This is a genomic window from Croceitalea marina (genome assembly GCF_042684265.1).
GTDB classification, from domain to species: Bacteria; Bacteroidota; Bacteroidia; order Flavobacteriales; family Flavobacteriaceae; genus Croceitalea; species Croceitalea marina.
On the sequence record NZ_JBHULB010000074.1, the window covers coordinates 1 to 26,113 of the forward strand.

16 protein-coding genes are annotated in these 26,113 nt (G+C 33.3%); 1 reads left to right on the top strand and 15 read right to left on the bottom strand.

Features of this window, described 5'->3' with window-relative positions; all coding sequences use genetic code 11:
- Positions 1-2,241: alpha/beta fold hydrolase (locus ACFSQJ_RS14665; RefSeq protein WP_377767710.1), on the top strand; the 2,241-nt coding region annotated here is incomplete at its 5' end.
- Here ACFSQJ_RS14665 and ACFSQJ_RS14670 read toward each other — a convergent pair.
- From ACFSQJ_RS14670 to ACFSQJ_RS14740, 15 genes are all read right to left on the bottom strand, one after another.
- Positions 2,219-2,884 carry a 4'-phosphopantetheinyl transferase family protein gene (locus tag ACFSQJ_RS14670; protein WP_377767711.1) on the bottom strand — a complete coding sequence of 222 codons (666 nt, stop codon included), beginning with the start codon at positions 2,882-2,884 and terminating at the stop codon, positions 2,219-2,221. The genes ACFSQJ_RS14665 and ACFSQJ_RS14670 overlap by 23 nt on opposite strands.
- Positions 2,881-4,596 carry a lanthionine synthetase LanC family protein gene (locus ACFSQJ_RS14675; protein WP_377767712.1) on the bottom strand — a complete coding sequence of 572 codons (1,716 nt, stop codon included), beginning with the start codon at positions 4,594-4,596 and terminating at the stop codon, positions 2,881-2,883. Before ACFSQJ_RS14675 ends, ACFSQJ_RS14670 begins: the two co-directional genes overlap by 4 nt.
- Positions 4,593-5,483: a DUF6734 family protein gene (locus tag ACFSQJ_RS14680; RefSeq protein WP_377767713.1), complete on the bottom strand. Its 891-nt coding sequence runs from the start codon at positions 5,481-5,483 to the stop codon at positions 4,593-4,595. Before ACFSQJ_RS14680 ends, ACFSQJ_RS14675 begins: the two co-directional genes overlap by 4 nt.
- Before the next feature lie 9 nt (positions 5,484-5,492).
- On the bottom strand, positions 5,493-7,883 hold the full coding sequence (locus ACFSQJ_RS14685) for a TonB-dependent receptor domain-containing protein (protein WP_377767714.1): 2,391 nt from the start codon (positions 7,881-7,883) through the stop codon (positions 5,493-5,495).
- Positions 7,884-7,885: 2 nt separating this feature from the next.
- On the bottom strand, positions 7,886-12,322 hold the full coding sequence (locus ACFSQJ_RS14690) for an amino acid adenylation domain-containing protein (RefSeq protein WP_377767715.1): 4,437 nt from the start codon (positions 12,320-12,322) through the stop codon (positions 7,886-7,888).
- A complete protein-coding gene (locus ACFSQJ_RS14695) occupies positions 12,316-13,941 on the bottom strand; it encodes an ATP-binding cassette domain-containing protein (protein ID WP_377767716.1) in 1,626 nt (541 codons plus the stop codon). The genes ACFSQJ_RS14690 and ACFSQJ_RS14695 overlap by 7 nt, the downstream gene beginning before the upstream one ends.
- A 438-nt stretch (positions 13,942-14,379) precedes the next feature.
- The gene (locus ACFSQJ_RS14700) at positions 14,380-16,599 is read right to left on the bottom strand and encodes a family 16 glycosylhydrolase (RefSeq protein ID WP_377767717.1); all 2,220 of its coding nucleotides are present in this window, start codon (positions 16,597-16,599) and stop codon (positions 14,380-14,382) included.
- 333 nt (positions 16,600-16,932) lie between these two features.
- Positions 16,933-18,135 carry an alpha/beta fold hydrolase gene (locus tag ACFSQJ_RS14705; RefSeq protein WP_377767718.1) on the bottom strand — a complete coding sequence of 401 codons (1,203 nt, stop codon included), beginning with the start codon at positions 18,133-18,135 and terminating at the stop codon, positions 16,933-16,935.
- Positions 18,136-18,162: 27 nt separating this feature from the next.
- Positions 18,163-19,113, bottom strand: coding sequence for a chlorinating enzyme (locus tag ACFSQJ_RS14710; protein WP_377767719.1), 951 nt, complete (start codon positions 19,111-19,113; stop codon positions 18,163-18,165).
- A gap of 4 nt (positions 19,114-19,117) precedes the next feature.
- The gene (locus ACFSQJ_RS14715) at positions 19,118-20,929 is read right to left on the bottom strand and encodes a non-ribosomal peptide synthetase (protein WP_377767720.1); all 1,812 of its coding nucleotides are present in this window, start codon (positions 20,927-20,929) and stop codon (positions 19,118-19,120) included.
- A gap of 121 nt (positions 20,930-21,050) precedes the next feature.
- On the bottom strand, positions 21,051-21,809 hold the full coding sequence (locus tag ACFSQJ_RS14720) for a class I SAM-dependent methyltransferase (protein WP_377767721.1): 759 nt from the start codon (positions 21,807-21,809) through the stop codon (positions 21,051-21,053).
- A 13-nt stretch (positions 21,810-21,822) separates the two neighbouring features.
- Positions 21,823-22,389: a class I SAM-dependent methyltransferase gene (locus tag ACFSQJ_RS14725; protein WP_377767722.1), complete on the bottom strand. Its 567-nt coding sequence runs from the start codon at positions 22,387-22,389 to the stop codon at positions 21,823-21,825.
- A gap of 224 nt (positions 22,390-22,613) precedes the next feature.
- Positions 22,614-23,315, bottom strand: a complete 702-nt coding sequence (locus ACFSQJ_RS14730) for a thioesterase II family protein (protein WP_377767723.1) — start codon at positions 23,313-23,315, stop codon at positions 22,614-22,616.
- A gap of 390 nt (positions 23,316-23,705) precedes the next feature.
- A complete protein-coding gene (locus ACFSQJ_RS14735) occupies positions 23,706-25,004 on the bottom strand; it encodes a condensation domain-containing protein (protein WP_377767724.1) in 1,299 nt (432 codons plus the stop codon).
- 169 nt (positions 25,005-25,173) lie between these two features.
- Positions 25,174-26,113: SDR family NAD(P)-dependent oxidoreductase (locus ACFSQJ_RS14740; RefSeq protein WP_377767725.1), on the bottom strand; the 940-nt coding region annotated here is incomplete at its 5' end.

Genomic DNA, 26,113 nt, shown 5'->3' on the forward strand with positions numbered 1-26,113 from the left:
AACCTGGTGGGCGTACCCGACACCGGAAGAGCATCGCAGGCCTCCGACTCCCAACACGAAGTGGTACACTTCATCTATGATATGAATACAGACTGCTATACCTGTCCCCAAGAACATAAGCTGAAAAGTAATAAATCTTGGTATGGAGCACGAAACCGCTTCAAACAAAGCAAAGCCTTCAAGGGCTGTAAGTCCAAGAGTCCTTGTGCAGCAACTAATCAAAACGGCAAAATAGTCCGGCAAAGCGAGTTTAGACTATATATCCAAGCAAATATTAAAAGGGTGGTACAAGACGCTCATATCTGCAAAAAAAGATATGTCTTGGCCATGTGCCTTTTTGTATTAATTGCGGTTAATGCATTTTGTCAAGAAATAGATGACAATCGATTCTCATATACCAGATCAGAACCTCTTCTGGATATTCCGGAGGAAACTAAATCTGAAATAGAATGGCGAATTCTTAAGGTTCCTGAAAATTGGGGCAGGACAGAGGGAAGACATATAAAATTGGCCGTTGCTAAGATTAAATCAAATTCAAACAACAAAAATACACTTTCAACAATTTTTATTCAAGGAGGGCCTGGAGGAAGTTCCATTTATGGAGTCAGAGGATGGTTAAATCATCCCTTAAGGGAGGTTAGTGATATTATTCTTATGGATTTAAGAGGGACGGGATTTTCAGTACCAAATCTTTGTCCAGACCTAGGGAAAGATATATTGCAAATACTAGCCAAGAATCAATCTAAGAAGGATGATGAGAATGAAAAAATTTCGACTGTACTTTCATGCAGGGATTCTTTGTTGAAGGAAGGAATCGATCTTATGGCATATAACAGCTTTTCAATAGCGAATGATTTCCATGCTCTTAAATCGGCAATGGGAATTAAAAATTGGAATGTTTATGGAGTTTCATATGGAACCTTTACAGCGCAAATTTACGCAAAACTCTTTCCTGAAGATACGAAATCGGTAATACTTGATTCCCCCATTTCGGATATTGGTGATTATTTCGATTTGAATACTTCCAATTATGTTAATAGTTTGAAGTTATTGTTCGACGAATGTGAAAAGAATATAGAATGTAACACTAAATATCCTAACTTGGAAGAGGTCTACTATAAAACCATCGAAAAGCTAGAAAATGAACCAATAACTGTTCAAGTTGATACTTCAGTAATCCCTTCAGGAGAATTCACTTATAATGTCGAGGATTTCAAAATTGCAATCCAACAGTCGCTTTACCAAAGGTATTTGGTAGAAATACTCCCTATGTTGATTTATGAGTTCAATCTGGGAAATAAAGCAACTTTGGGAAATCTTGTGGCCGCATTTTCTGGGGCCCTGGGACTTGATTATGGGGTCTACTATTGCACAACCTGTAGTGAAGTAATCAACAAGAATTCCTTGGAAGAGTATAAGGAGGATGCAAAAAAGGAAATAAGACTAAAGGGGGGGTTATCTTTTTACAGCTCGGATTATGGTGTTTGCAATCAATGGAATAAAATATTCAAGGCAGATTCCACTAAGATTAAATTGGAACTAAAAAGAGATTCTTTTCAAAATATTCCCACATTGTTGTTTTCAGGAGGGTTTGATCCCATCACTCCACCAAAGAATGCTGAGGAAATAGCCACAAGACTAAAGAATGAAAATATTGTAAACATGCCTTATCATGGACATGGTACATCTTTTACTGATACAGGGAAGAATTTACTTAAAGAATTTGTTGCCAATAATTTTGTTAATGTATATGAAGATGAACTTAACGATCACATTTCATTCATTACAGATATTGAACCACACGGAGGTGTCTCTCAATTTGCAAGTGCTTTGGGGCAGTTTGATTTGATTAAATTAATTCCATTGATAATTGCCATTTTAACAATAATATTAACAATGATCAGTTTGTTCTCAAGCATCAGAAGCGAAAGCCGTAGAAGAAAGATATTGACGCTTTTCTACGGCTTATCAGGTATATTTAGTATAGTGTTTCTAATAGGGTTAGTACTAGCAATTAAACAAACAGCGGGTATTAACTTTTACATATTGGCAATAGGATTACCAAATAAGTATTCAATTCTTTTCTATTTGCCGTACATATCATTTTTTCTTTTTTTATTTACCTTTTTTATATACATCGCTTATTATAAGGAAACCAAAAGTAAAACATTGCTCTTTTCGGGTCTGTTTTCGTTCTTAATTTATCACCTTTATTTATTTAACTGGCAATTAATTTTTTAGCTTTCACTTTATGGATAAAGATTTCATTTTTTGGAATCGTATTGTATGTGGCCATACTCGAACAATATTCATTGTCAATATCTAAAGTTGAAATTGATATTTTTCTCTCGCCCACATAACTTATAAATTTTTTTATCCCAAAAGAGTTTAAAGGGATAGATAATCCTTGACCAAGTAATTTTATAACCGCCTCTTTTTGAGTCCACCAATTATAGAATTCCTTTAAATGATTTTTCGAGGATGCGATTTTCTGATACTCGAAGTTTGTCATGTGATTTCTAAAATCAACGATATTTATTTTTTCATTTATCTTTTCAATATCTAATCCTATTTCTTCTTTTCCGATTGCACATAGTACTCTAAGTCCGGAATGACTTATATTGAATTGTATTTCATTGTTTTGCAGTAAATATGGTTTGGAAAATTTTGTATAGCTGATTTCGTCGTAAGCTAATTGATAATTGTAAACTAGATTTAGAGCGTATTTTAAAAGTTGTCTCCCCAACATAGTTGCTTGCGCATCTTCCCATCTCCTAAATTTACCTAAGCGATTTTGAATATTTGCTGGAAATGTAGGAATTATTGAATCATAATATGAATCATGAAGACTCTTGGATAGAGTTGTGTGAAAAATATGAATCACTCTTTAATTGTGGTATTGAATATTGTATTTACCCTTAAGGACTTGAGTATCAAAAACAGTAAAGCCTCCAATGTTGTGAATTTTTTTTCACCTTCTTCAACATATTCCAAAATCCCATCTTTTATTAGAACCCTAATTTGATACACGAACAAAAAAGGAAGTCTCAGAATCAAATCTTCCTTGTTTTTGGAATTGGAATAGTCTATTAGTGGTTTTAGTTTCTTTTTTCCTGACAACTTGCAATAAAGAATCATTTCATATAGAACTTGTCTGATTGATTTTATTTTATTGAATCTGTTTAGAATAAAAGACATCATATCCATCACATACTCTTCTATACCCTCTTCAGAGGAATATTTCCAAATACAAAACTGTTGTTTTACCTCTCCATTTGAATTACAATAGAAAGTTTTTATTTCATTCTTTTTTTTAAAAATGAGCTTTTTATTAAGTAGATCATCGTCCAAAATTGATAGGGACTCCATTATCCGATCTTGAGCCAACACAGATGAAATGTAACTTCTCACATTACGATGAACTGTGTATCTTTTATAAATGAAGTTCTCGTCGTACTCACAGTTGGCCAAGATGTTGTTAATGTGGTCAACAGCATCAACTTCGTTCAAGATAATAGATTTCAAATCGAAATTTACAGTCTTAAATTGAAAATCTTGATTTATTGATTTTAAGTATCTAAAGGTCTTTTTGTAATTACTTTTTATAAGGGATTCATAGAATTTTGTTGAATCAACAAAGGCCTTTTGATTTAGATTTAAAGAAGTATCAGGATTAAGATAAGGTAATAGAAAGTTTTTATTTTCATTTGTTTCATTAACCTTTAATAGATATTGCAACGTTGACTTAACCGAATTCGCTTGTTGATTCGCATCCTGACGTCCAAAAACAGTCTCCAATTCAGACATACTATGCTTGTCAAACGCTTTGTAAAACAGAATGCCCAGTCTACCATGCTCAATGGAATAATCCTTTTCCCCTTTTTCAAATACATCGATTCCTTTATTAATTAAATGGTTTTTAAAAAGCTCTAAATCTGTTGAATTTAATATCTCTCTTCTGAAATCACAAAACACATCAATTTCTTCTCCCAAAGTTTCGTAGATATAACCATTGATTTTATCAATCAATTTTGAAAGATTCGCATCTTGTACACTAGAATTAATAATTGATAACACATAAGCAATTCCTGAAACTCCATGACCAAATGAGCATAAAGGCTTTGTTACAAGTTGTAATGGGTTATACCAGACAGCGTATTTTTCCTCAGTTAAAATGCAGTCTTCAAAAATAAACTCTAAAATTTCTTGCAGTACAGGTATAAGTTTTTCATCCTGACTAAAAAGATAGAAATAAAACGCAGTCAATAATAAACCCGATTTTCCTTTATATAAACCGTTACCAGCATACTTATTGTTAAGAAAATCAGCATAATTATTTAAAAGAATATACTTGCTTTTCTCCAAATAAGAGTTGTTTTTAGTCTTTTCAAATAAATCAAGGTATAAAAAAACCAAACCGGAACCACCGGTGAGGTAAGACATGTCTTCTGGATTACTCTGGAAATATTCTTCCTCTTTTTTCAAAAGAATAATTGACTTCTGTGTATCCAAAGAATCTAATATTTTCTGTCTGCGGATGAAAACAGCCGGCTCATCAAGTTTAAGATATTCCGTATTTGTCTCCTTTAAAATCATATTACGGACTTTTGAATCAAATAATTTATTTTGTAGTAGTAGTCTGGAAATTCACTTCTGAGTCTAAATTCAATTAATTCGTTGGTCTCTTTTCTTTTTTTATAGACTCCAACTGCATGTGCATACCAGCTATTCTCCGGAACTCCCGTTAAATCACATAGTCCATCAAAACGATCGTTGACATTTTTCAAAAGAGAAGATACTTTCTTACCTTTCTCTTCTACCAAGACCCTAAAAAGACATTGCTCGTAAAAATTATTAAACAATCCAATGTTAACGTTTTCTAGTCTGGATTTATTCTTATTGACTAATTCCAGGGCATTTGTAACATAATACTGAATGAAATCAATATCATTACCACCGAAAATACCCGCATTTATTCCAGAGAAACCCCTTCCATTCCTTGCATGCCTTGATATTGATTCCGGGATATATTTAAAATGCTCATGTATTTGCGTGTAAATTTCCTCATAATAGCTAAATTCATCTTCTAAATTTTGAACAACTAAGGCGGCTTCCTCTAAATTATTACTAAACCTTTTCCATATGTATACATCCCCATCAACATGTAAAAAAGGCTTGGTTTCAGATTGATACGCATATAATTTTCCAATAGCCCAAAGGTCTAAATGATACTTATCCAATTGGTCTAGTGTTATTTTTATTTCGGTATACGGAAGACCAAGTTTATCTCCCAGCAAAGTTGCTCCATAACTATCCGAATACAGTACGATATCCTTATAAAACTTCTTGAAAGTGAGACAGCTGAGTGCCCAAGAATAATAGTTAAACCTTCTGTCTATCCATCCGCCAGCACTTCTATCGTAGTAGTTGAAATTAGCTTTTTTGAGAAAAGGCCGGGACCAGAAGCTATGAATAATCCTCATTCCATTCATCTAATTAACCCTGGACTTAATATTTTCGGCACCTGTATTTCTATTGCGCTTTCCTTTAAGTTTTTTGTTACCGAATATAAAAAAGTAGGTAAGCTTAAAGATTCTTGGTTCGTACGAGTAGTTTGTGTTCGTAAAATAGTTAACGTCAAGACCTTCTGTAGTAAAAACATCATACTCAAATCCAAAAAGATTGTTAACGGTAAGGCTTAGCCTACTGTCATTTGAGAATTTTTTCTGAAGTCCTAGTGTGATGTTGCCAATATTACTTAAGCTGGAGAGGCCATCTTTTCGCTCCGTCTGAAGCCAACCTGAAAGTTCAAATGACCAATTTCCACCAAATTTGAATGTCTGACTTCCGTTTAGACCAATGTAGTTGGCATTCGTTTTTTCGTTGTCAATGGGATTAGCCACGAGACGTATTCCCTGTACATTTATATTGCCATCCCACCATTTAAAAAAAGTATAACGCTGGGATAGGGAAAGTGTATAAGTGTCTCGATAATCTAAATTGAGAGACGTAAATACTTGATTCCCATTTTCGAGGACTATAGGCTGATACGTTACAATAGCATCTGATTCATGACCGTATTTGAACGAAACAATAGTTTTTTTGACTTGATAGTTCAATTCTAAATTATCACTAATGGATGGCTGCAATGCCGTATTCCCGAAGAAGAAGGTATTAGGGTCTAGAAATATGACAAAAGGTGCTAAATCGTTATAGGCTGGTCTAGTAATCCGTCTGCCGTAGGAAAAAATCAGTTTAGATTGCTCCGAGAGTGTACGAGATAGGAATATTGTTGGAAATAAGTTATCGTAGTTCAAGTCCAATACCTGACCTTCGGAAAGACTAGTAAGATCAGTTGATGTACGCTCATATCTCAATCCTAAGTTCAAATCTGTTTTCTCGTTTATTGAATAATTCAATGTGCCATATACACCTAAAATTTGCTCTTTCAAATCTGAAAATTCACTGAGTTCTTCATCTCTAACAAGCTGGTTATTAATTAATTCCTGAATATCTACATTGTTGTCAAGTGAAGAGAAGGTTCCTTTGGCGCCAAACTCAAGTTTCATCTTTTCATTTAGCTGATTTTCATAATCAACCCTTCCAACCCAAATATCGATAGGCGTGTCCTTTGTTGCCTGGATTACTTGACTTGAAGTAAGACTATTTGACTCATCAAAGAAATCGTTTCTATAGGAAGTTGGATTTTCATTGTTATAATACAAATAATCAATATCAAAATTGAGCTTTGATTTTTGAGTTAAATTATATAAGATATTTAAATTACCCGAAACGTTAGACCATCTGTTCAATTCTGTATTGTTAGAAGTGAAATTAACGGCAGGGTTAACAGAGCTTCGTTGAAATCCAACATTACTAGCTTCCATGTCCCATTCGTTGAAATAACCTGATATAAAAGTCCCTATAACCACCTTCTCGGTCAATTGATAATCCATACCCAATTTTCCATTAAAATTTAAAGATATTGGATCTCTATCGGTGATGGTTTGAGATGTCAGTGTTTCATCTATATTATTAATGATTCTGTCATTGACCCAAATCTCGTCCCCATGATCTCTATAAAAAGAAAGGTCTGTATATAAGTTAATTTTGTTTTTTCTATAGTTTAAATTAAGGGTAGCCCCTTCCTTGTCGTTTCTTCCATAACCTGCCGTTAGACTTGCAGAACCATTCATTCCAAGGTCCTCCTGTTGAGCCATTCGAATGTCAATGATACCGGCGTTACCAGCTGCTTCATACTTAGCTGGAGGATTGGATATGAGTTCAATGCTTTCAATATTTTGCGAATTCATGCCATCCAACATCTGCATGACTGCTGGTAAGGGTTGTCTAGATAATTTTCCGTTTATCATGATAAGAACACCATCCTTTCCGTTCATGGATAATGTGTTCTGACCTCTGTTGACAATTATTCCAGGGGAACGTTCCAATACCTCCAATGCTGTTCCTCCAGCTGAAGTTATACTATTCTTTACATTTACTACTAAACGATCTGTTTTTTGCTCAAACATTGGTTTACGGGCTTCTACAACAACCTCGGATAATTCTTCAGCTTCTTCTTCCATGATAATATTGCCCAGTTGAACAGGTTCATCACCAACTACCAATGCTCTATCGACGGCCTTATAGCCCAACAAACTCATATATAGGTCATACTTTCCTTTTTTTATCTCTGTTAGCTTAAACTTACCTAATTCATTAGAAACAGTACCTTTAACCAAAGTAGAATCACTAGGGTTTAATAAAAGAATGTTCACATATGAGATTGGGTTGTTTGATGAATCTATTACAAAACCACTAACGGTTTGTGTATATGATGTAGAGGTATAAAGAACTATTAGAATGATAAATAAGTGTTTCATAGTTAAAAATTTAGGTCTATTTGAATATTAATTAGTTTTTCTGTTTTTAGTCTAGAATCTATTTCATGGATTTCTTTTGTAGGTTGCTTGAGAAACTTATTTATAAATATTTTGAATCTTTCGGCAAAATAGATTATATCCTCCCTGAGGTAAAGATTGGTGCTAAACTCTATATCACAGACGATTGTTGTGCTCTTTTCATTAAAAAAGTTAAATGTTAAGGGTAACCTACACGTTTCTTGATTATGTTGGACAACTTTAAATTCTAAATCTTTAAAACCAAATAATCTATCAAAAGAAAACTCTGGGTTTTGATACACTACCAAAACGTCAATCATATTTTTAATATCAGGAACAGCCTCAGCAATAGGATAGTTCTGATGTTCTGAAGAATCCAATAAACTTTTTTGGATTATTTCAATAACCTCCAAAAGTGTGTTGCTTTTCTTTATTTGTGCTCGAAGAGGAACCGTATTAGCAAACATGCCCATCACGTTGCTCCATATTTTGTTCTCTCGCCCCGAAAAAACTGTCCCGATGCAAATGTCTTCAGCCTCTTCCATCGCATTTACGAATGAAAAAAATAGAGATAACAATAAAGTGTACTGCGTAATTTTGTTCTGTTTGGCCAAGTCACGTATATGTTCAACATCTGTTGTGGGGATTTTGAAATGATGGTGGCCTCCATCGAAAGAAAAGATCTTGTCACTATAACTGGTTTCAAACGTAGGGGAAGGAAGATAATTTTTCAAGTGATATTTCCAATGGTTTTCCGATTCTGTGATGTTGATAGTATTCAGATGTTCAGAATAGTCTTTAAATTGAAAGTTTTGAATCTTTGCAATTGATTTTTCCGGTTTAGTTAAAAGATTATATTGTTTGGCAACGAACTTTATTAGCAGCTCTATAGACAAACCATCAAGAATAATATGGTGAGTAGAAAAGTAAAAATCAAATGAGTTATTTGCTTTTTCCAAGATCAGGGCTCTCATCAAACAATCCTTTTCCAAATCAAAAATATGGTAAAAAAAAGAGCTGTGATTGTCGTTTTGAATATCGATTTCACTATAGTACTTAATTTCAAAGTCAACCTCCCTTATTGGTCTAATTATCTGTTGCGGAATTCCTCTAACTTCAACAAAATTTGTTCTTAAAATTTCATGGTCTTCTATTACCCGATGAAAAGCACGATTCAAAAAATCAATGTTTAACACCCCGCTCACATCGAAGCGAATATTCATATTATAGGCTAAAGATCCCCTTTCCGTTTGACTGGCAAACCAAATGTTTTTTTGAGCATAGGTCAGAGCATAATATTTTTTTTCGTCAGCTTTTTTAATTGTATTTATTAGACCTTTGGAATTACTTTTTTTGATTTTACGCGCCAGCCTTCTAATTGTTGGGTTCTCAAAAACATCCTTTTGAACCAAGGTTGTGTCCAATTTGGTATTCATTTCAAAAACCAATTTTGCGACTTTAAGAGAGTGACCTCCTAACCTAAAGAAGTTGTCTTCAGAACCAATCAAATCTAAGCCTAGTACGTTCCCCCAAATTTTTGCAATCTTAGTCTCAAGTTCCGAATTAAATACTTCATTATCCGTAATATTGTTTTCGATTCTTCTATTTTGAAGTTGCTTCCGATCAATTTTTTTATTTGCGGTTAAAGGAAAATAATCCATTGGGATAATCTGTTGGGGAATCATGTAGTAAGGAAGGTTTTTTTCAAGAAAATCAAAAACCAAACTTTGCTCATAGCCTAAATCTGGAATAATATACGCTACAAGCAGAGAATTTTCTTCGACTTTGCTTACAATTGCAACTGCACCCTTGATATACGGAGAATCAATTAGCTTACTTTCAATCTCGCCTAATTCTATTCGATATCCTCTTAACTTTATCTGATTATCATTTCTTCCAAGAAATATAATTTCTCCTTTATCATTCCATTTGCCAACATCTCCTGTATTATAAATCCTCTTTCTTGGTTTAAAAGGGGATTCAATAAACTTTTCATTGGTAAGTTTTTCATTTAAATAATATCCTTTTGCCAAACCTAGACCTCCTATGTACAAATTTCCAATAGCACCACAAGGAACAGGATTAAACCATTGGTCTAGCAAATAAAAAGAGGTATTGTCTATCGGTTTTCCTATATTAATGGCATCCTTAGCCCCCAAAATTTGCTTAGTACTGGACCAGATTGTTGATTCTGTAGGTCCATACATATTCCATACTTCTTTATTTGTTGAAACTAATTCATCTGCTAGTTGTCCGCTTAAAAGATCTCCACCACAAAGTATTCTTAGATTAGAATCTCCCCTCCAACCAGCATTTTTTAACATTTGAAAAAAGCTTGGTGTACCCTGAATAACAGTCGGCTTTATTTTTTTTAATTGTAAAATGACCTTTTGCGGATCTGATAGTGTTTCATCTCTGGCTACGTAAACCGACCCACCGCTGAGCAGAGGTAAGAAAAGTTCTAATAAAGAGATGTCGAAAGATGTAGTGGTTACTGCATATAAATAATCATTTTCTTTAAAACCTGGTGTGTGTTGCATACTGGCCAAGAAGTTTTCTAAAGCCGTATGTGACACTTCCACTCCTTTCGGGTTTCCAGTAGAGCCTGAAGTATAAATAATATAGGCTATTTGGCCTGTGGATAGTAGCGAATAGTCTGTTCTTAATGATTCAGAGCGTATGAGTTCATTTAGGTAGAGCTTGCTAACATTCTCCAAATTTATAGACCCCATTTTATTTTCAATTTTCCTTTCCGTGATAATAGTTTTGCACTTACTGTTATCTATAATATATTGAAGTCTATGGATCGGAAATTCAGAATCTAAGGGAATAAAGGGTCGAGCAGATTTAAGAATCCCCATTTTTATCACAAGAAGGAATGAAGAACGACTAATTAACAGGGCAATAGGACCTTTTTCAGAAGATAAATGCGATGCTACATGATTGGATAACGTTTCCAACTCAGAGTAGGTAATACGATTCTTTCCGTCATCAACTGCAATCTTGAAAGGGAATTGTTTAGCATTAATTTTAAACTGATTTAAAAAAGATCTTTTTTTACGTTTACGATAGCTGGTATGGCCAAAGTTCTGAAGAATTTGTTCTATTTCTTCTGTTGGTGTAATTCGCAGATTTTTGATTATTATCGTTGGATTGTCTAAAATCTGACTCAATATTTCTTTAAAACCGAGCATGATCCTTCGAATATCGATTGTATCCCAATAAGCTAGATTGTAGTCAAAGTCTATTTTCACATCAGTCTGTTCATCAAATTCTCTAATATAGATTGCTAATGCAACACGCTCAGATTTATGACTTAAGGGTATAACAGTTGTTTTCGTATTTAGGAAATGACTTGAATAATCTTGTTTCTCATAGGATAAGGTCACGTTAAACAACCTGTCTTTTTGGTTGTATAGATTTTTGTCCTGAATAAGTTTCCCCAAAGGAAGACGTTGATGCCTATAGTCTGATCTTGATTGTTGTTTTATATTGTTTACGAGTTCTTCAAAGGAATCATAGAAATCTATTTCTAAACGCAATGGAGATATACCCATAAACAGGCCCACGGTCTTTTTAAAAATGGATTTCCCCCGGTTTAAAACAGGGATTCCTATTGAAAAGTCTTTGTTTTGATAAAATCTGCTAAAGTAAGCGTATAGAACACCTAGAATAATGTGAAATGTAGAGCATTTAAGCTGCTTAGCTAAATGGACTAAACCATTATACTGCTTTCTGACAATAAAAAACGCTTGACGGTCCGAAGTGAATTTATTTTCCTTATTGGCAATAAATATGCTATCAGGAATAGTCCTAAATCTTTCATTCCAATAATCTAAATCTTTTTGAATTGATTCTGAATCTTGATACTCCAGGTCATCTTCGATAAATTTTTTGTACGAGTACGGATATTCGGATTTAACAGCCCCAAATTCCATCAGTTCATTATAGTTGTTTACCAGCCTTTGAAACATTAAGGATGTCCCCCAGCCATCAGTAATGATATGATGATAAACGGAAAACAAATAATGTAATTCGTCATTGACCTTTATTAGTATAAACCGATGTAGCAGTTTGTCGCTTTGAAGATTAAAAGAAAGGCCGAACAGATTATCTATATAATCTAATGTGTGATCGTGTGCATCTTTTATGTTGGAAAAATCTACTAATTCCAATTCATGGCGAGATGATTCATTGAAAATTTGGTAAGGTTTCCCGTTTTCTACGATTATTTGTGTTCGATATGCATCATGTTGCTGTATGAGTAGTGAATAAGCTTTTTTAAATTGTTCGATATTGATAACACCTACTATTTTAATTTTAGCACCAATGTTATAGATGCATGAATCAGGATAGAGTAGTTGCTCATAATAAACATCTTCCTGAACAGAGGTTAATGGATATTTTTTCTTTGTTACCATATATTCAAGTCAACTAAAGTGGGTTTGTCTTTGGTATATACATCCTTTACTATTTTTCCATACTCAAACTTAATAACCCGATCCGCATACTTGAAATATACGTCATCGTGTGTCACGGCGATAATAGTTTTCCCCTGGCTTTTAAGCTCTGGAATAAGTTCTTCATAAAAGTACTTGCGAAAATGAGGATCCTGATCTGCAGCCCATTCGTCCAATACTAGAATTGAACGTTGCTCTAACAAGGCGTAAATCATTGACAAACGTTTGCTCTGACCTTTAGAAAAGCTTCGATTACTCACATCTTCATTTTCTTCAATAATTGAATCTAATTTCACTTTCTTTAACAGGACATTGTATTCTTTATTTGTTTTAACATCATAATCCTCATAGTGTTCTGAAAACAAATGATTATTTGTGAAAATTGCTGAAAAGAGTTCTCGGTATTGATTATCCTCAAACAATACAGGCTTCCCATCCAAGACTATTTTTCCTTTTGATGCCCGATAAAGATTCATAAATACTTTTAAAAATGTGGATTTCCCGCTACCGTTACCTCCAATAATAAAAATTGTTTCACCTTTATTAATGGTAAGATTAATCGGCTTGATTCCAAATTCGGAGGTGGGATATTTGAATGAAAGGTCTTTTAATTGGATGTTTTTGAAATCAGTGGTCAAATGGGTTTGTGTAAGCTGACTTGGATCTGAGGATAAAGCACTTAGTTCCTCTGTAAAACTTTTGATTCTTTTTAGTGAAACATACTGTTTGACGGCGTAATTCTGAAGTGAAATCAATGCTGTTATTGAACCCGAAATAAATAGTAGGGCAATTATATAAGGAACTATTTTTTCAGAAGACATTAGGCCTAGTATCGGAAATAAGAAGGAGATTAATCCTAAAAGCAGCCAAAGACCGTAGCTACCTAATAAGTTTCCGATCAAGAATACATTTGAAACACGGATTTCCAAATTTTTGCCATGTTCCCTGTTTTCAAAGAGTTTTTGGTCAACAAGTTTTTTCTTCTTTTTTTGACTCAATAGAATCTCTTTAAATCCTCCAATCAAATCCCTTAAATATTGGAAGTATTTTTCGTTGTTTATTCTAGACTCCTCAGTTAGCTTCAGATTAATACGATTCAACAACTGATATAACCCAACGAAAACGGCAATGAAAAGTATAAATACTAGGGAGGAAGAGGCCGACAAATGGAATAAATAAATGACTCCACCTAAAAACAAAATTGCAGAAGTAAGCCCGTTAGAAACCAAATAAGGTATAAAAACCAACCCTCTAATATCTTCTACGATTCCATAGAGTCGTCCTTCATTGATTTTTTCCAAATCCTTGAGATTTGAATTACCAATTACCTCGATAATATGCATTTCTTTTTCGAGGATAAAGTTGTTGGAAATCGTGATTATCTTTTCCTGAAAGATTTTATGAAAAATGAAGGTGTATACCAAGATGACTATAAAAGAAAATAAATTTTCATAACTGATGTCCATATTGATAATGACCGAGGTATTAATATAGTATAGCAACGTTAACCCTAAAATACTGGAGAGGGTAGCATATAGTATCAGTGAGATAGCTTCTTTTCTTTTAAATGAAATTAACATATGTTATAAAGTATTATTAAATCTTAAAAGTTTGCGATGTTGGTCTATCTTCCCATTTGAAATAGTACTATGTTTATCTTTGAAAGATGAGAGACTGAAGAATTAAAAATTAATTGGGATTTCTACAAATCCTTGTCTTCATGAATTTTTTATTGAACCGCTGCTTTTTTCACGGTCTCATAATTTAGAATTATGGATTTTTATATTTTCATTTACTGCTGTTTTGGGAAGCCGTGAAGTCCACTTGTCGAACAGCATAATTTGGCAATATTGTTATTCTCTTTTTAATCAACGCGAATAAAATACTAAATCAACTAAAGATGCATTCTTGACATGAAAAATGTTAATATTTCAAATTAGATATCCTACATTATATTTTCCATTTCAGACTTTATTGCATCTATATCCTGATATCTATGGAGTTTGAAAATTAAACTATCACAAAGCTTCCGTATGCTGGACCACTTTTGAGATAGACACTGACCTATTTGACCAAGAATACAGTGTAACCTGCTTTACAAAACAACTTTGAGGCAATTTTGTATTACTCAAATCACCAGCAAATTCTTTATTATCTGGGGCCCAAATATTTAGATAAAATTGCATTGGCAAATTTGGTATTGGAGTAGGTTCCCAAGCTCTTCTGACATGAATTAACGTATCATCTACATACCATCTGATTTCATGGGGTTCCCATTCTATTGCATATTTATGGTATTCAATTGAAGCGTCAAATCCTAGATCAATCTTTATGGGAGCAGATTTATTTCCATAATTATAAGTTATACCCTCTACACCGGGATTGTAATATACATTAAGCATGATTTTAGTAGTATCATCCCCTAAAAATTCAATATCGATTTCTTGCCAAGGATTATATCTAAACAGAAAGAAGGCTGACACAATACCATTTCCCTTGGCGGGTTTCATTTCAACTTCAAATTTTCCATAGTGATGCTTCTTTTTAGTTAAAATAGAAGCTGAAGAATAGTTCCTATGTCCTGACTTCTCTTCGCGAAGGGCGAACTTGCACCCATTATTATCAAGTATTGAATAGTTCTCTTTAGTAAATAGGGAGAGATTTCCCTCAAATGTATCTTCCAATTGAATCCATATGGATTGATCCAGCTTAGAGAAATCATCTTCCAATATTTTATGTTGATTCCCTACCATTCTAGCATTTTTTGCTGGGTATTGTCGATCTTTAAAAAGTTTCATGTTATCTACAGGGAAAATCCATGGCGATTCATCAAAATCAAGGTTTTGATATTTTTTACTTTGCACAGGTTTTAATATAGCATCTTTTAAATTCAGACACTCAACGGTCTTAGCTTTAATCAGCAATTCATTTTTTGGCAAAGGAAAAGAAGGAATTTCACAATCAAGAAAATGACAAAGCTCATCCCAAATATTAAATTCATCAATATCTAAAATTATTGTCCTGTTTTTATGATTATCCGAAATAGATTTAAACGCCTGTTCAAAGGGATAATCATTAGTACTATGATTTTGAATAATACCTTTAGTATCTTTGACTATAATAAATAAGGTATTTGGGTAAGTGCTTTTGATTTTTTTGTGATTTAAAAGAAGTTTATCAAAACCACAATGGGCATCAAATAAAAGAGGACTACCCTCGTCAATAGCACTGATTACTTCTTGTGTGAATTCCCCCCATCTATTAATACAACAACTGTATCCCAACATGTCTAGGATATCACCAAATAATGTAGAAATAGTTTCATTTTCTGCTAAAACAAAAATTGGTGATCTTCCCTTCCGTTTATCATATTTCTTTTTTGCTTGATTCAACATAGACAAAATTGAGTAGACATTATCGGACTCTATATCTTCGCGTTGATTAATTATTGGTCTCTTAATAGCAAAAACATCTAGTTTATTAAAAATAAAATTAATCCACACATCTATTGGAGCTCTTACAGGCAATTCATCAAGTAACTTTTGCGCTCCGGTAAGCGATAATACATATCCTGAAAACCACCATATGCCGCCAATCGGCTTAACTAAGTTTTTGGAGTATTCTTCTTTGATCATTCCACTTTTAACCTCTTCATAGGATAGATACAGAATATCAAATTTCTGTTTACTAGGATTCTTTGGTAATTCATTCCAAACTTGATTCAAGTTATTCGCAAAATCTTTCTCAAAGAAAATATCGTCCTCTAAAAAAAGAGCATATGATTTTTTCTCTTCTACCATTTTTTTCCACATTTGGATATGAGAAAGACCTATTGCGATTTCTTGTTTAGTCAAGTCAATTTTCAAGTTATCAAAACGAAGTATTGACAATAACCTGGGATCTGGATCTATTTTATAGTAATCTTCTAAAGAATATTGTTTTTTTACTTCATAAGAATCGAATTTATCGAGATTTAGATTAGAACCGTTGATTGCAGAAATTCGTTTAGTGAAATGGCTTAAATTTCTGTTGCCGATAATTTTTTGATATTTGACTTCAGATTGAATGCTTCTCCACCTTTTCTTTTGATTATCAAGGTTCAACACATAGACAATATTTATATTGTCACAATCATTTCCGAAAACCTCAATTGCGTTCTTTCTAGTAAACCTTCTAGAAATATATTTCGTTAAATAATTAAGCCTTCGCTTTAGGATACTTCCTGATTTAATATTCATAAAAAGAGAGTTAGTATTTTTTTATAAAAGACTTTTCAATTAATCTGAGTTTGGATTCTTACTTTGTTTGGTGGATTTCGGATTTTTGATATTCCTTTCTATTAATTAAATGTGCCCCTACTAATCTAAATACCACTCATTCTTATAACTTTTTCAGTATGAGGTATTGTATTTATTAGCTATTTAATATTGTTGTTTATAAGAGTTTGTTTTTTTTGTCTAAAAACAACTAAGATTTAAAATGGATAACCATAATCAATACTAGGTGAATATGTACTTGTTGTATTTTACTTGTTGTTTTCTGATATTTGGAGGTTACTATACTTATCTTCCTTAAATAACAACTATATCGTAGTCAGTTTTTGATGATGCACCGTTCATAAAGTTTTTAAGTACTTCTATTAATTCTAAGGGTGCATCAAAAAAAGAAGAATGATCTCCATCGACCCTTTCATAGTAAACACTATTCTTTAAATGCTCATTTAATTTGGTTGATCCTTTGGGATGAGCTATTGAATCATCTTTACTTGTGGCAATTAGAATAGGAGTCTCAATCTCTTTTACAATTTCATTGATCTCGAAATCCTGTATACTTTCATTTAAGTTGGCGTAGTTATAAAACAATTTCCCATTTAAATAAGGATACATGAAAGTACATGCTAGCGAGGCTGGTAATGAAAGCCTTGATTTTTTAGCACAAATGATGTCTCTAATAACCGAAGCTTCATTGATACTTGTTTTCGCAATGCATAAAGTAGCCTTCAAATCTTTTTGATACTTAGTCCATATATCTTTGTCTCTCCAATTATAGTCGCCATGCCAAAAACTTGCACTACTAAACTTCTCTGGAAATTGATGTATCGCTTTTAAAGCTACTACCGCCCCAGAACACATTCCAAAAACGTGTGTGTTCTTCGGGTTGAAATAATCAATTATCTGAATTAAGTCTTTAACGTTGGCATCTAATGCAAAGCTGGAAACGTTGATGTCAGCAAATAGACCTCTGGTTTCCCAAGTGATTACAAAATAGTCATTGCTTAAATGCTCAATCCATTTTTGTGCAATTACTAATGGCATACCACAAGGTAAGGCCATGATTATGGCAGGATTTTTATCTTCCCCGAAAGTGTACACATTTAGTTTCGCCAGATCATAACTTGGAAATTGGATCGGATTGATTTTAGACACAAAATGTTGTTCAATGGCCAACTTTATATCGGTATCGCTCCAGGAGTTCAAAAGCTTATTGTTTTCCACGTAAGAGAATACTACCTCACTTATCAATTGTTCAAAGAAAGATAAATCCTCGTCTATGACATTTATCACTTCGATATGCTCGTCCAGGTGTAAATATTTACAAACTTTTCTAAAGGTGACATCAAAAAACTCATCACTGCTTTTTCTAATTCTTGTTGGAAATTCACTCCCTAGCACAATCGGTTTGATTGTAAAGGCGATATCAATGATTTCATTTAATTGTGTCCACCGAAGCAACACGTCTGAAGTTGTTTCCAAAGTTTCTTCTTTTTTGGTCAATGAACCTTTTTGTTATCCCAAACAAGATTATTCCCTGTAATCTGAAAATGGAGTTCCTCCCATAGTGTGAGTAGCCACTTTATTTTTTGAGTTCAGGTTTTCCCCTGAAACAACTACCGTTCCATAGTTTTCCAGAGAAATACTTCCTCCAAATTGGGTTATTTCTTCTAAATTCGGATAGACATCTACAAAAGAAGGCACATAACGTACTGAGTAGCCCATTCTCATTGGTTGATTATCCAAGCCTTTATGGGCATGAGATGCGTGCATTAAAGTAGACCAGAAAATCACAAATTGACCTGCTTTCATTTCAATCGAAACTGCCTTTGATTCATCTGGCTCCCAATCTGAATCTTTTTGCAGATTCCTGTAGTCATATCCAAAAAAACTTTTCCTTTCGCCGTTTCGCTCCAGTTTGTCATTTAACTCCGGGTTATACTCCATTGCTTTGTGCTCATCATAGAACATCTCTTCATGAGTTCCCGGGATAAACTGTAAGCATGCACTGTTTCGGTCAGTATCTGAAAAAGCGGTCCAAACGGATAAGGTCCCTCCAAAACCAGAACTATCAGGCCATACCAATTGTGGTTTACCTCCAGCATTCTCAAAAGTGTCCGCCTGATGCCAGTCCGTACCAGCATCTCCAGGATACTTTGGAAAAAATTCACTTCTCCAACAGGTCAGATTCTCACCTACCAAACTACTTAGCCTGTGAGTTATCTGCGGAAGACAAATGTGCTTTGCCAAAAATTCATTGTCTAAATGCCTATCGTAGTTCGCAATATTTGTACTTCCGGAAATAGTATTTTCTTTGTAGATGGCATTAGTCCTGTCCAAGAGCCTAATTCGTTCTCTTCTCCAAATCGCTTTTATTTCATCAGACTCATATAAGTCGAAAGGCCCAACATATCCATAATCTCTTAAGTGTTTTAACTCTTTGTCTGTTAAACTAAACTCTTTTGTTTTACTTAAATTCATAATCTTAATTTTTAACAATCTCACTTTGTTTTATTTTATCTTCTATTTCATTGATGAATTCACCCAGTGTAAGACGATCAATCATACTGAAAACATCAATTTTCACAGAAAAGTAATCCTGGGTTTTATGTATCAATTGAATTAATGATAAAGATGTTCCTCCCAAATCAAAGAAATCTACATCCTCAGGAACTTCCTCATTACCTAGTAATTCACTCCATATAGATTTCATCTTTTCAGGTATCGAATTTTCTTCATTGTTATCTGTGAATACAAGCTCTATATCCTTTAATGATTGGATATCTAGTTTGCCATTTTCATTTGTGGGAAGTTGGTCCAATATGACATTCTGGAATGGTACCATATAATTTGGCAACCTGTCTTTCATCAGTTTGAACAGTTCTTTAGATAAGTTATCCTTGGCTACAGTATCAATTATTGGCTCATGAACCAATACATAATTTATGAGTATACTCTGTTCATGTTTGTCCTTATCAAGTAAAACATTAGATTTTGCAACACTATCGTGCAATTCGGTAACCTTGGTTATTTCACTTAATTCTATTCTAAAACCATTTAACTGTACCTGATTATCATTTCTTTTGATATAATAATATGTGCCGTCTTTATAATAGCCCAAATCTCCAGATTTATAATATCGAACTTCTTCACCATCAATATCTTTACAGATAAATTTTTCAGCTGTAAGAACCTCGTTATTGAGATATTTTTTAGCCAAACCAGGTCCTGAAATATACATTTCACCTATTTCAGATGTAGTAATTTGCTTCCCTTCATGGTTAAATATATCAATGTTCATGTCGCTGATAGGAATTCCAATAGGACTTAAACTAGTATCATTAAAATCGTCTTGGGAAATTTGCTTATAGGTTATATGTATAGTGGATTCCGTAATTCCAAACATATTTATGAGCTTCACATTCTCTAAGCCATATCTAGACACCCATGGTTTGAGTATTTCCATTTCTAAACGCTCACCTCCAAAAACGACGAGTCTTAAAGTCTCAATCCTATCATCATTATATCTTTCTGACTGAATGAAATTGGCAAAAGCAGTAGGAGTTTGATTTAATACAGTAACTTTCTTTTCATGAATTAACTCAACAAATCGGCCTGGGTTTCTACTCACTTTATACGGAACTATAACAAGCTCGCCTCCATTTAAAAGAGCTCCAAATAGCTCCCAGACCGAAAAATCAAAAGATAAGGAGTGAAATAATGTCCATTTATCTGTTTCTGAAAACTGAAATAGATCTTCGGTGTTTGTAAATAGTCTAATTACATTATAATGTTCTATAACAACACCTTTAGGTTTTCCTGTAGTGCCTGATGTATAAATTACATAAGCCTCATTTGTTTTGGGGAGAATACTATTTTGTTGTGCGGGGCTTTTTAGCCTCTTTATCGTCTCAAAATCAATTTTTACTTTTTTGACAATAGTATCTTTAAGATGGTTAACCTTGTTTGTAGCTATTAAATCTAAACCACTATCTGTTATTATATCATTGATCCTTTTTTCAGGATAAGATGTGTCTATTGGAATGTACGCATAGCCCGCTTTTAAGATTCCAAGCAAACTAATGATTGATTCGAGCCCTCTATCGAAGAAAATTCCGATGTATTTGGTTTCTTCGGTTACATGGTCCAAAAGATAATTACTCACCCGATCAGAATAAACATTTAATTCTTCGTAAGTAATCTTTTGATCTTTATATGATAAAGCCACCCTATCAGGAAAAGCATAAGCTGCTTCCTTAAAAAGGCCTTCAAGCCTCTCTAATTTCAAGTTTTTCATTACTATAATATGATTTAAAAGTTTTATTTTAAGCTTCGCATTAGTTATCGACGGGGCTTAAACGATAGGAATTGATTTGCAAATAAGTATAATTCTCCAAAGGCAAGGAAGCCTTCAGTCGCTAATTATTTTTGCAGACTAAAATTTGTTTCTCAGAGGTATTGTCAAATGTTTCTTCATTAAATCCACCGAACTTATGAAGGATTTCAAATCCACATGTGTTCAAGTACTGATCTAGTTCTTGAGGGAAAAACATTCGCATATCCATGTTTTGAGCCGAATCAAATTCTCCATTTATGAAGTAATGCCATTTTATCCGATTAATCTGGGTATTACTTTCATACACCATCGTCTGTTTTATAATAACCTCTCTTCCATCCTTGGTTACATATTCTGCAATAATCTTTTCTTCCGTTTCCGATTGAACGATGTATTTAATATTGGGATTGAAACAATCAAATAAGAAATATCCATCTTTTTTAAGATTTTTCTTTACATTGGTCATTACCCTAAAAAAATCTTGATTATCGTATAAATGATGAATAGAATTGAACGGAATGAAAATAGTATCATAGACCTCAGGTAAATCCAGAAACCTCATGTCAGATTCGATAAACTTTATAGAAGCGTCAATTTCATCCGCTTTTATTTGGGCTTGTTCTAACATAGTTACACTATTATCAACACCAACAATATTATAGCCTTCTTTTGCAAGAGGAATAGTAAGTCTACCTGTACCACAGCATAACTCAAGAATACGTCCATCCTTCTTTTTTTCCAACCAACGTGAATAAAATGGCAAATCAGCTATTTCTGTATTCATGCCATCATAAATATTACCGTCGTAGACTAAACTTCCTACTGCATATTTTCTTTCCATTTTTTTGGTTGAATTATGTTAATCTTTTCATCCACGTGCCATCTTCAAAGAGCATATCTGGTGCTCCAAAAATCTCATTAACTGCTTTGACAACACCCGGCCATTCTTCTTGGTAATCGTGACCTGCAATTATTGATTTGCACTTGGGGAGGAATAATTCAATATTGGCTTTGACATCACTATAAGTATGTCTGGCATCTATATAAATCAAATCAAAGTATTTGTCTTTAAATTTATGCACAGCATCTTCACAATATTCCTTATGCAATATAATGTTATTAAAGTATCTTGTATTGATTTTGAATTCTTTTTCTACATCTACCCACTTTCTATCGGAGATATCATTAAATTCCTCTAACCCATTGTAAGGATCTATGCAATGAATTTCATCAAAAATTAATTGTGATGCGAAAATGAAAGTCGATTCACCCATGTAGGAACCAATTTCACACATAATTAAGGGTTCCTTTCTTTCCAATTCAGAAGAGACAACCTGGCAAAAACTGCTTAAGCCATTGAAATATTTATTTGAATTACTAGTATTCCATTCCGGAATAGGATTAAATCTTAAAGTGTTCATTTTAAATTATTTTAACAATTAGTGATTTTTTGTGGTTAATATTTGACGAATCTTGCTTAATTGATTTGTTGTGATCAATAAGCATAACTTCTTTGATGGAATAAAATATTACCTGGACTCTTCTTGAGATATCGTAAAGGCGAAAGCAAGGTATACGGGAAATTTTACTCAGAGTATTTTATTCCCAAGATTTGGCGCATACTATTGGCATTAAGTTTATGAACTCATAAAACCGTAGTATTTATTAATTCTACAATTTGTTCTGTTTCACTGTTTAAAAAGAAATGTCCCCCATTGAAATAATAAATGGCACATAAGCCAGTTGTGTGTCGCTTCCAGCCATCAGCTTGTTCGGGAGTGATTTCTTCATCTTTTCCCAGTAAAACAGAAATATTGAATTCAAATGGTTCTATTTCTCTATCGTGAAATGAAACATCAGCTAGTTTGAAATCTTGTCGCAACATGGGTAGCATAAAATCCATTAGCGCCTTATGCTCGAAAAATTCTGGAGGTGTTCCCCCGAGCTTGAGTACTTCTTCTTTAAATTCTTCATGATCCATCAAATGATATTTCTTTTCCTTTTCGTCTTTTACATGCGGAGCTTTTCTTCCGGAAAAAAACACGTGTTTTGGTCTGGGCAGTTTCATGAGCTTAATTTTACGAATCAACTCATAAGCAATTAGTGCCCCCATGCTATGTCCAAAGAACACATAATTATGACCTGTAATATCATTTTTTATTTGATTGAACATGTCATCAACGGCATCATCTATGCTATCATAAAAGGAATCTTTGATTCTTTTCCCTCTTCCAGCTAACTCTATAGGTATTAGTTCTATAGATGGGTTTAAAAATTCACTCCAGTTTTTATAAATTATCGCCGATCCGCCAGCATATGGAAAACAAAACAGTTTAAGTTTGGACATTAATTCAATATTTTTCTATATAGATTATGGTTATACTTCTTAACTAACTTGTTGTAATAGCACAAACGTTATTGACTAATCTAATTCCTATTTCTTTACTATTTAAATGGGGCGACTACTGAGAAATAGGAGCACCTGAACATGGCTAATATCACCAATTAAAAATGCCAACCTAAATTTGAGCGCACAAATCTATCATATATTCAAGTGGACTTCGAAGCGAGGATCCGGACGAAGCGGTATGGTCAAAGGCATTGGCCAGCTTGGAAAAGGTAACGGTCTGCAACTTGCAAAGGGCTCAGAGCGCAAGCGATATCAGCTTTGCCCGGGCCAAGTTCATCTTTCCCTAGAAATGTCGGTCCAAATTGCTTTTATAAAAAAATATTTGTTTCAGACTAACTTGATTAAATCAAAAGTTTTCATAACTTCTCTTTTAAAATATTCAGAGACGGCTTTAATAGTTTCCTTTTTAACCTTGTCATCTCGAAACCTCCATTTTGACATAATATATCCGTTCTGATATAATGTGCTATAAGTTTCCAACAGCATACTTTGTTTATAATCAACCTCCTCGAAAACTTCTATTTTTCTTTCAAAATTGGAAAACTTAACATCACTAATTTCAAAATTGATATATCCACAAAGTTTCTCTTGGACATCTCTTTCATTAGAAAAATAGATATACCTATTTGATATAATGTTTTCTGAAAGCTTATAAATTTTATTTGTTATTGACTTCAACTCCTCTATATCCGTATTACAAATACTGCCATCAAGTTCATAAAACACTTCTCCGCACAAATCTCCTATTGTTTTTATCGCATATTTAGATTTTCTTTTCTCTAATAGTATGATTAATAATTCCAAATGATGGAAGAATTTAGACATACAATTGGCATAAGCACTGACAATTATACCTAAAAGAGAAATTCCCAATTTAGTATTGAAATTTCCTAAGTCTCCAATGTAAAATAATGAATGATATTGTAGGGCTGATTCAGACAAAAAATATTGGGATTGAGGAGTTTCTTGTGATAAACTAAATTCTCTTAATAAATTCTCAATACTTGTTAAATCAATCCGTAATTCTGTGTAATTGAAAAATGGCGTTTTATCCCTTTTTTTAAAATTCTCCTTTGAAAAGGATATTAAACTTGAATAATTTTTTATCAAATCTTCATTTTCATATTTGGCATATTTATCGAATTGATAGTGATCATTTCCCCAATCTTTCTGAGGATTAACATAGAAACTCGTTAATTCATCAATCAAAATTCGATAACTTATTCCTGCACAATGTACATGATTGATATAAAGTTTAAACAATCTAGAGTTACCATCATCAAAAATATAGAAGGAAATTAGAGGTCCTTCACTAATCAAAATATTTTCATTATAATTTCTTTTATTTTCTATTTCTTGTTGAATATTTTTGGTTATTACATAAGAGACTTTGAATAAATCAGAATCTTTATTTAAGACATGACAATAGACTAAGCCTGTTTCATCTTGTCTATAGACAGTCCGAAGAATTTCCCACTTTTCAATTAACTTACTTACTGCAAGCTCAATACGTGGTACACTCATTTGTTGGATATTTATTTCAAACTCAAGTAATACATTTTTAAGTTTTTTTGAATGAGCCCAATATCCTATCTGCTTAACTGTAGGCAAATATGTTTTTTCCATTATTTATATTTAATAATGAGTGGAATAGCTAGTAAAAACTGTGCTATTTTTTTTACGCCACATTTAACATTTCGTTTCTTAATTCTTTTTCAATTTCTAAAGGAGTTTTGTAACCTAAAGAAGAATATAATCCTCGATACAGAAATTAAGTTCATTATAATATTTGAATCTATATAAAATCAAATTGCTCATCCGTGTTATTTATAAATGCAGCAATTTCCTTAATGGTAGGATTTGCATAAAAATCTTGTATTTTAATACTCTTTCCAGTCTTATCGTTATAAACAGATATCAAACGCATCATGGTTAGACTATTTCCTCCGAGCATGAAAAAATCATCTTCAATTCCTACCCTTTTTATTCCTAGTATTTCTTGCCAAATTTTTGCAAGTAGTTTTTCTTCTTTCGTTCTAGGCGCTACATACTCATTTTTTAAATCTGGCCTTTCGCTAAAGTTCTTTTTTTCCTGACTACTATTTAATTTAGCACCATTAACTCCAATCCAGTCATAAATACTTTTCTCCTTGCTTTCATTTTGCGAACTCGCATTCGATATTAATCCGTTTAAATTGCTCGTCGAAACAATAACTTGAGATAAATTGACATTTAGTACTCGGTCAAATATTTTGACGCCTTCTTTAGGCAATATGCCATTGCTTAAATCTATTTTTAGACTTTCATCGAGTTTTTTAACACTTTCTTCAGCCATTCCTACTTCTTGCCATGCGTCCCAATTAATACTTGTTACAAAAGAGCTATTTATAAATTGATATTTTGCAACCTTATCAAGAAAATTATTTGCAGCACAATAAGCTACCTGCCCCATTTGTGCAAGTATAGAGGATATAGATGAATAGAAAACGCATATATCTAATTGTTTGTTCTTAAAAACAGTTTGTAACGCTATGGTTCCTCTTACTTTAGCACTAAACACTTTTTCTGATTGTGTCTTATCTCTAAATGCTAATAAGCTCCCATCTGCTATTCCTGCAGCATGAATCACGCCATGAATCTGTCCGAACAGCTCTTCCGCCTCTTGGACGACTTGTAGCATCTGTTCTTCATTGGCCACATCTCCCTTGCAGACAAGTACTTCTCCGCCTTTGGCC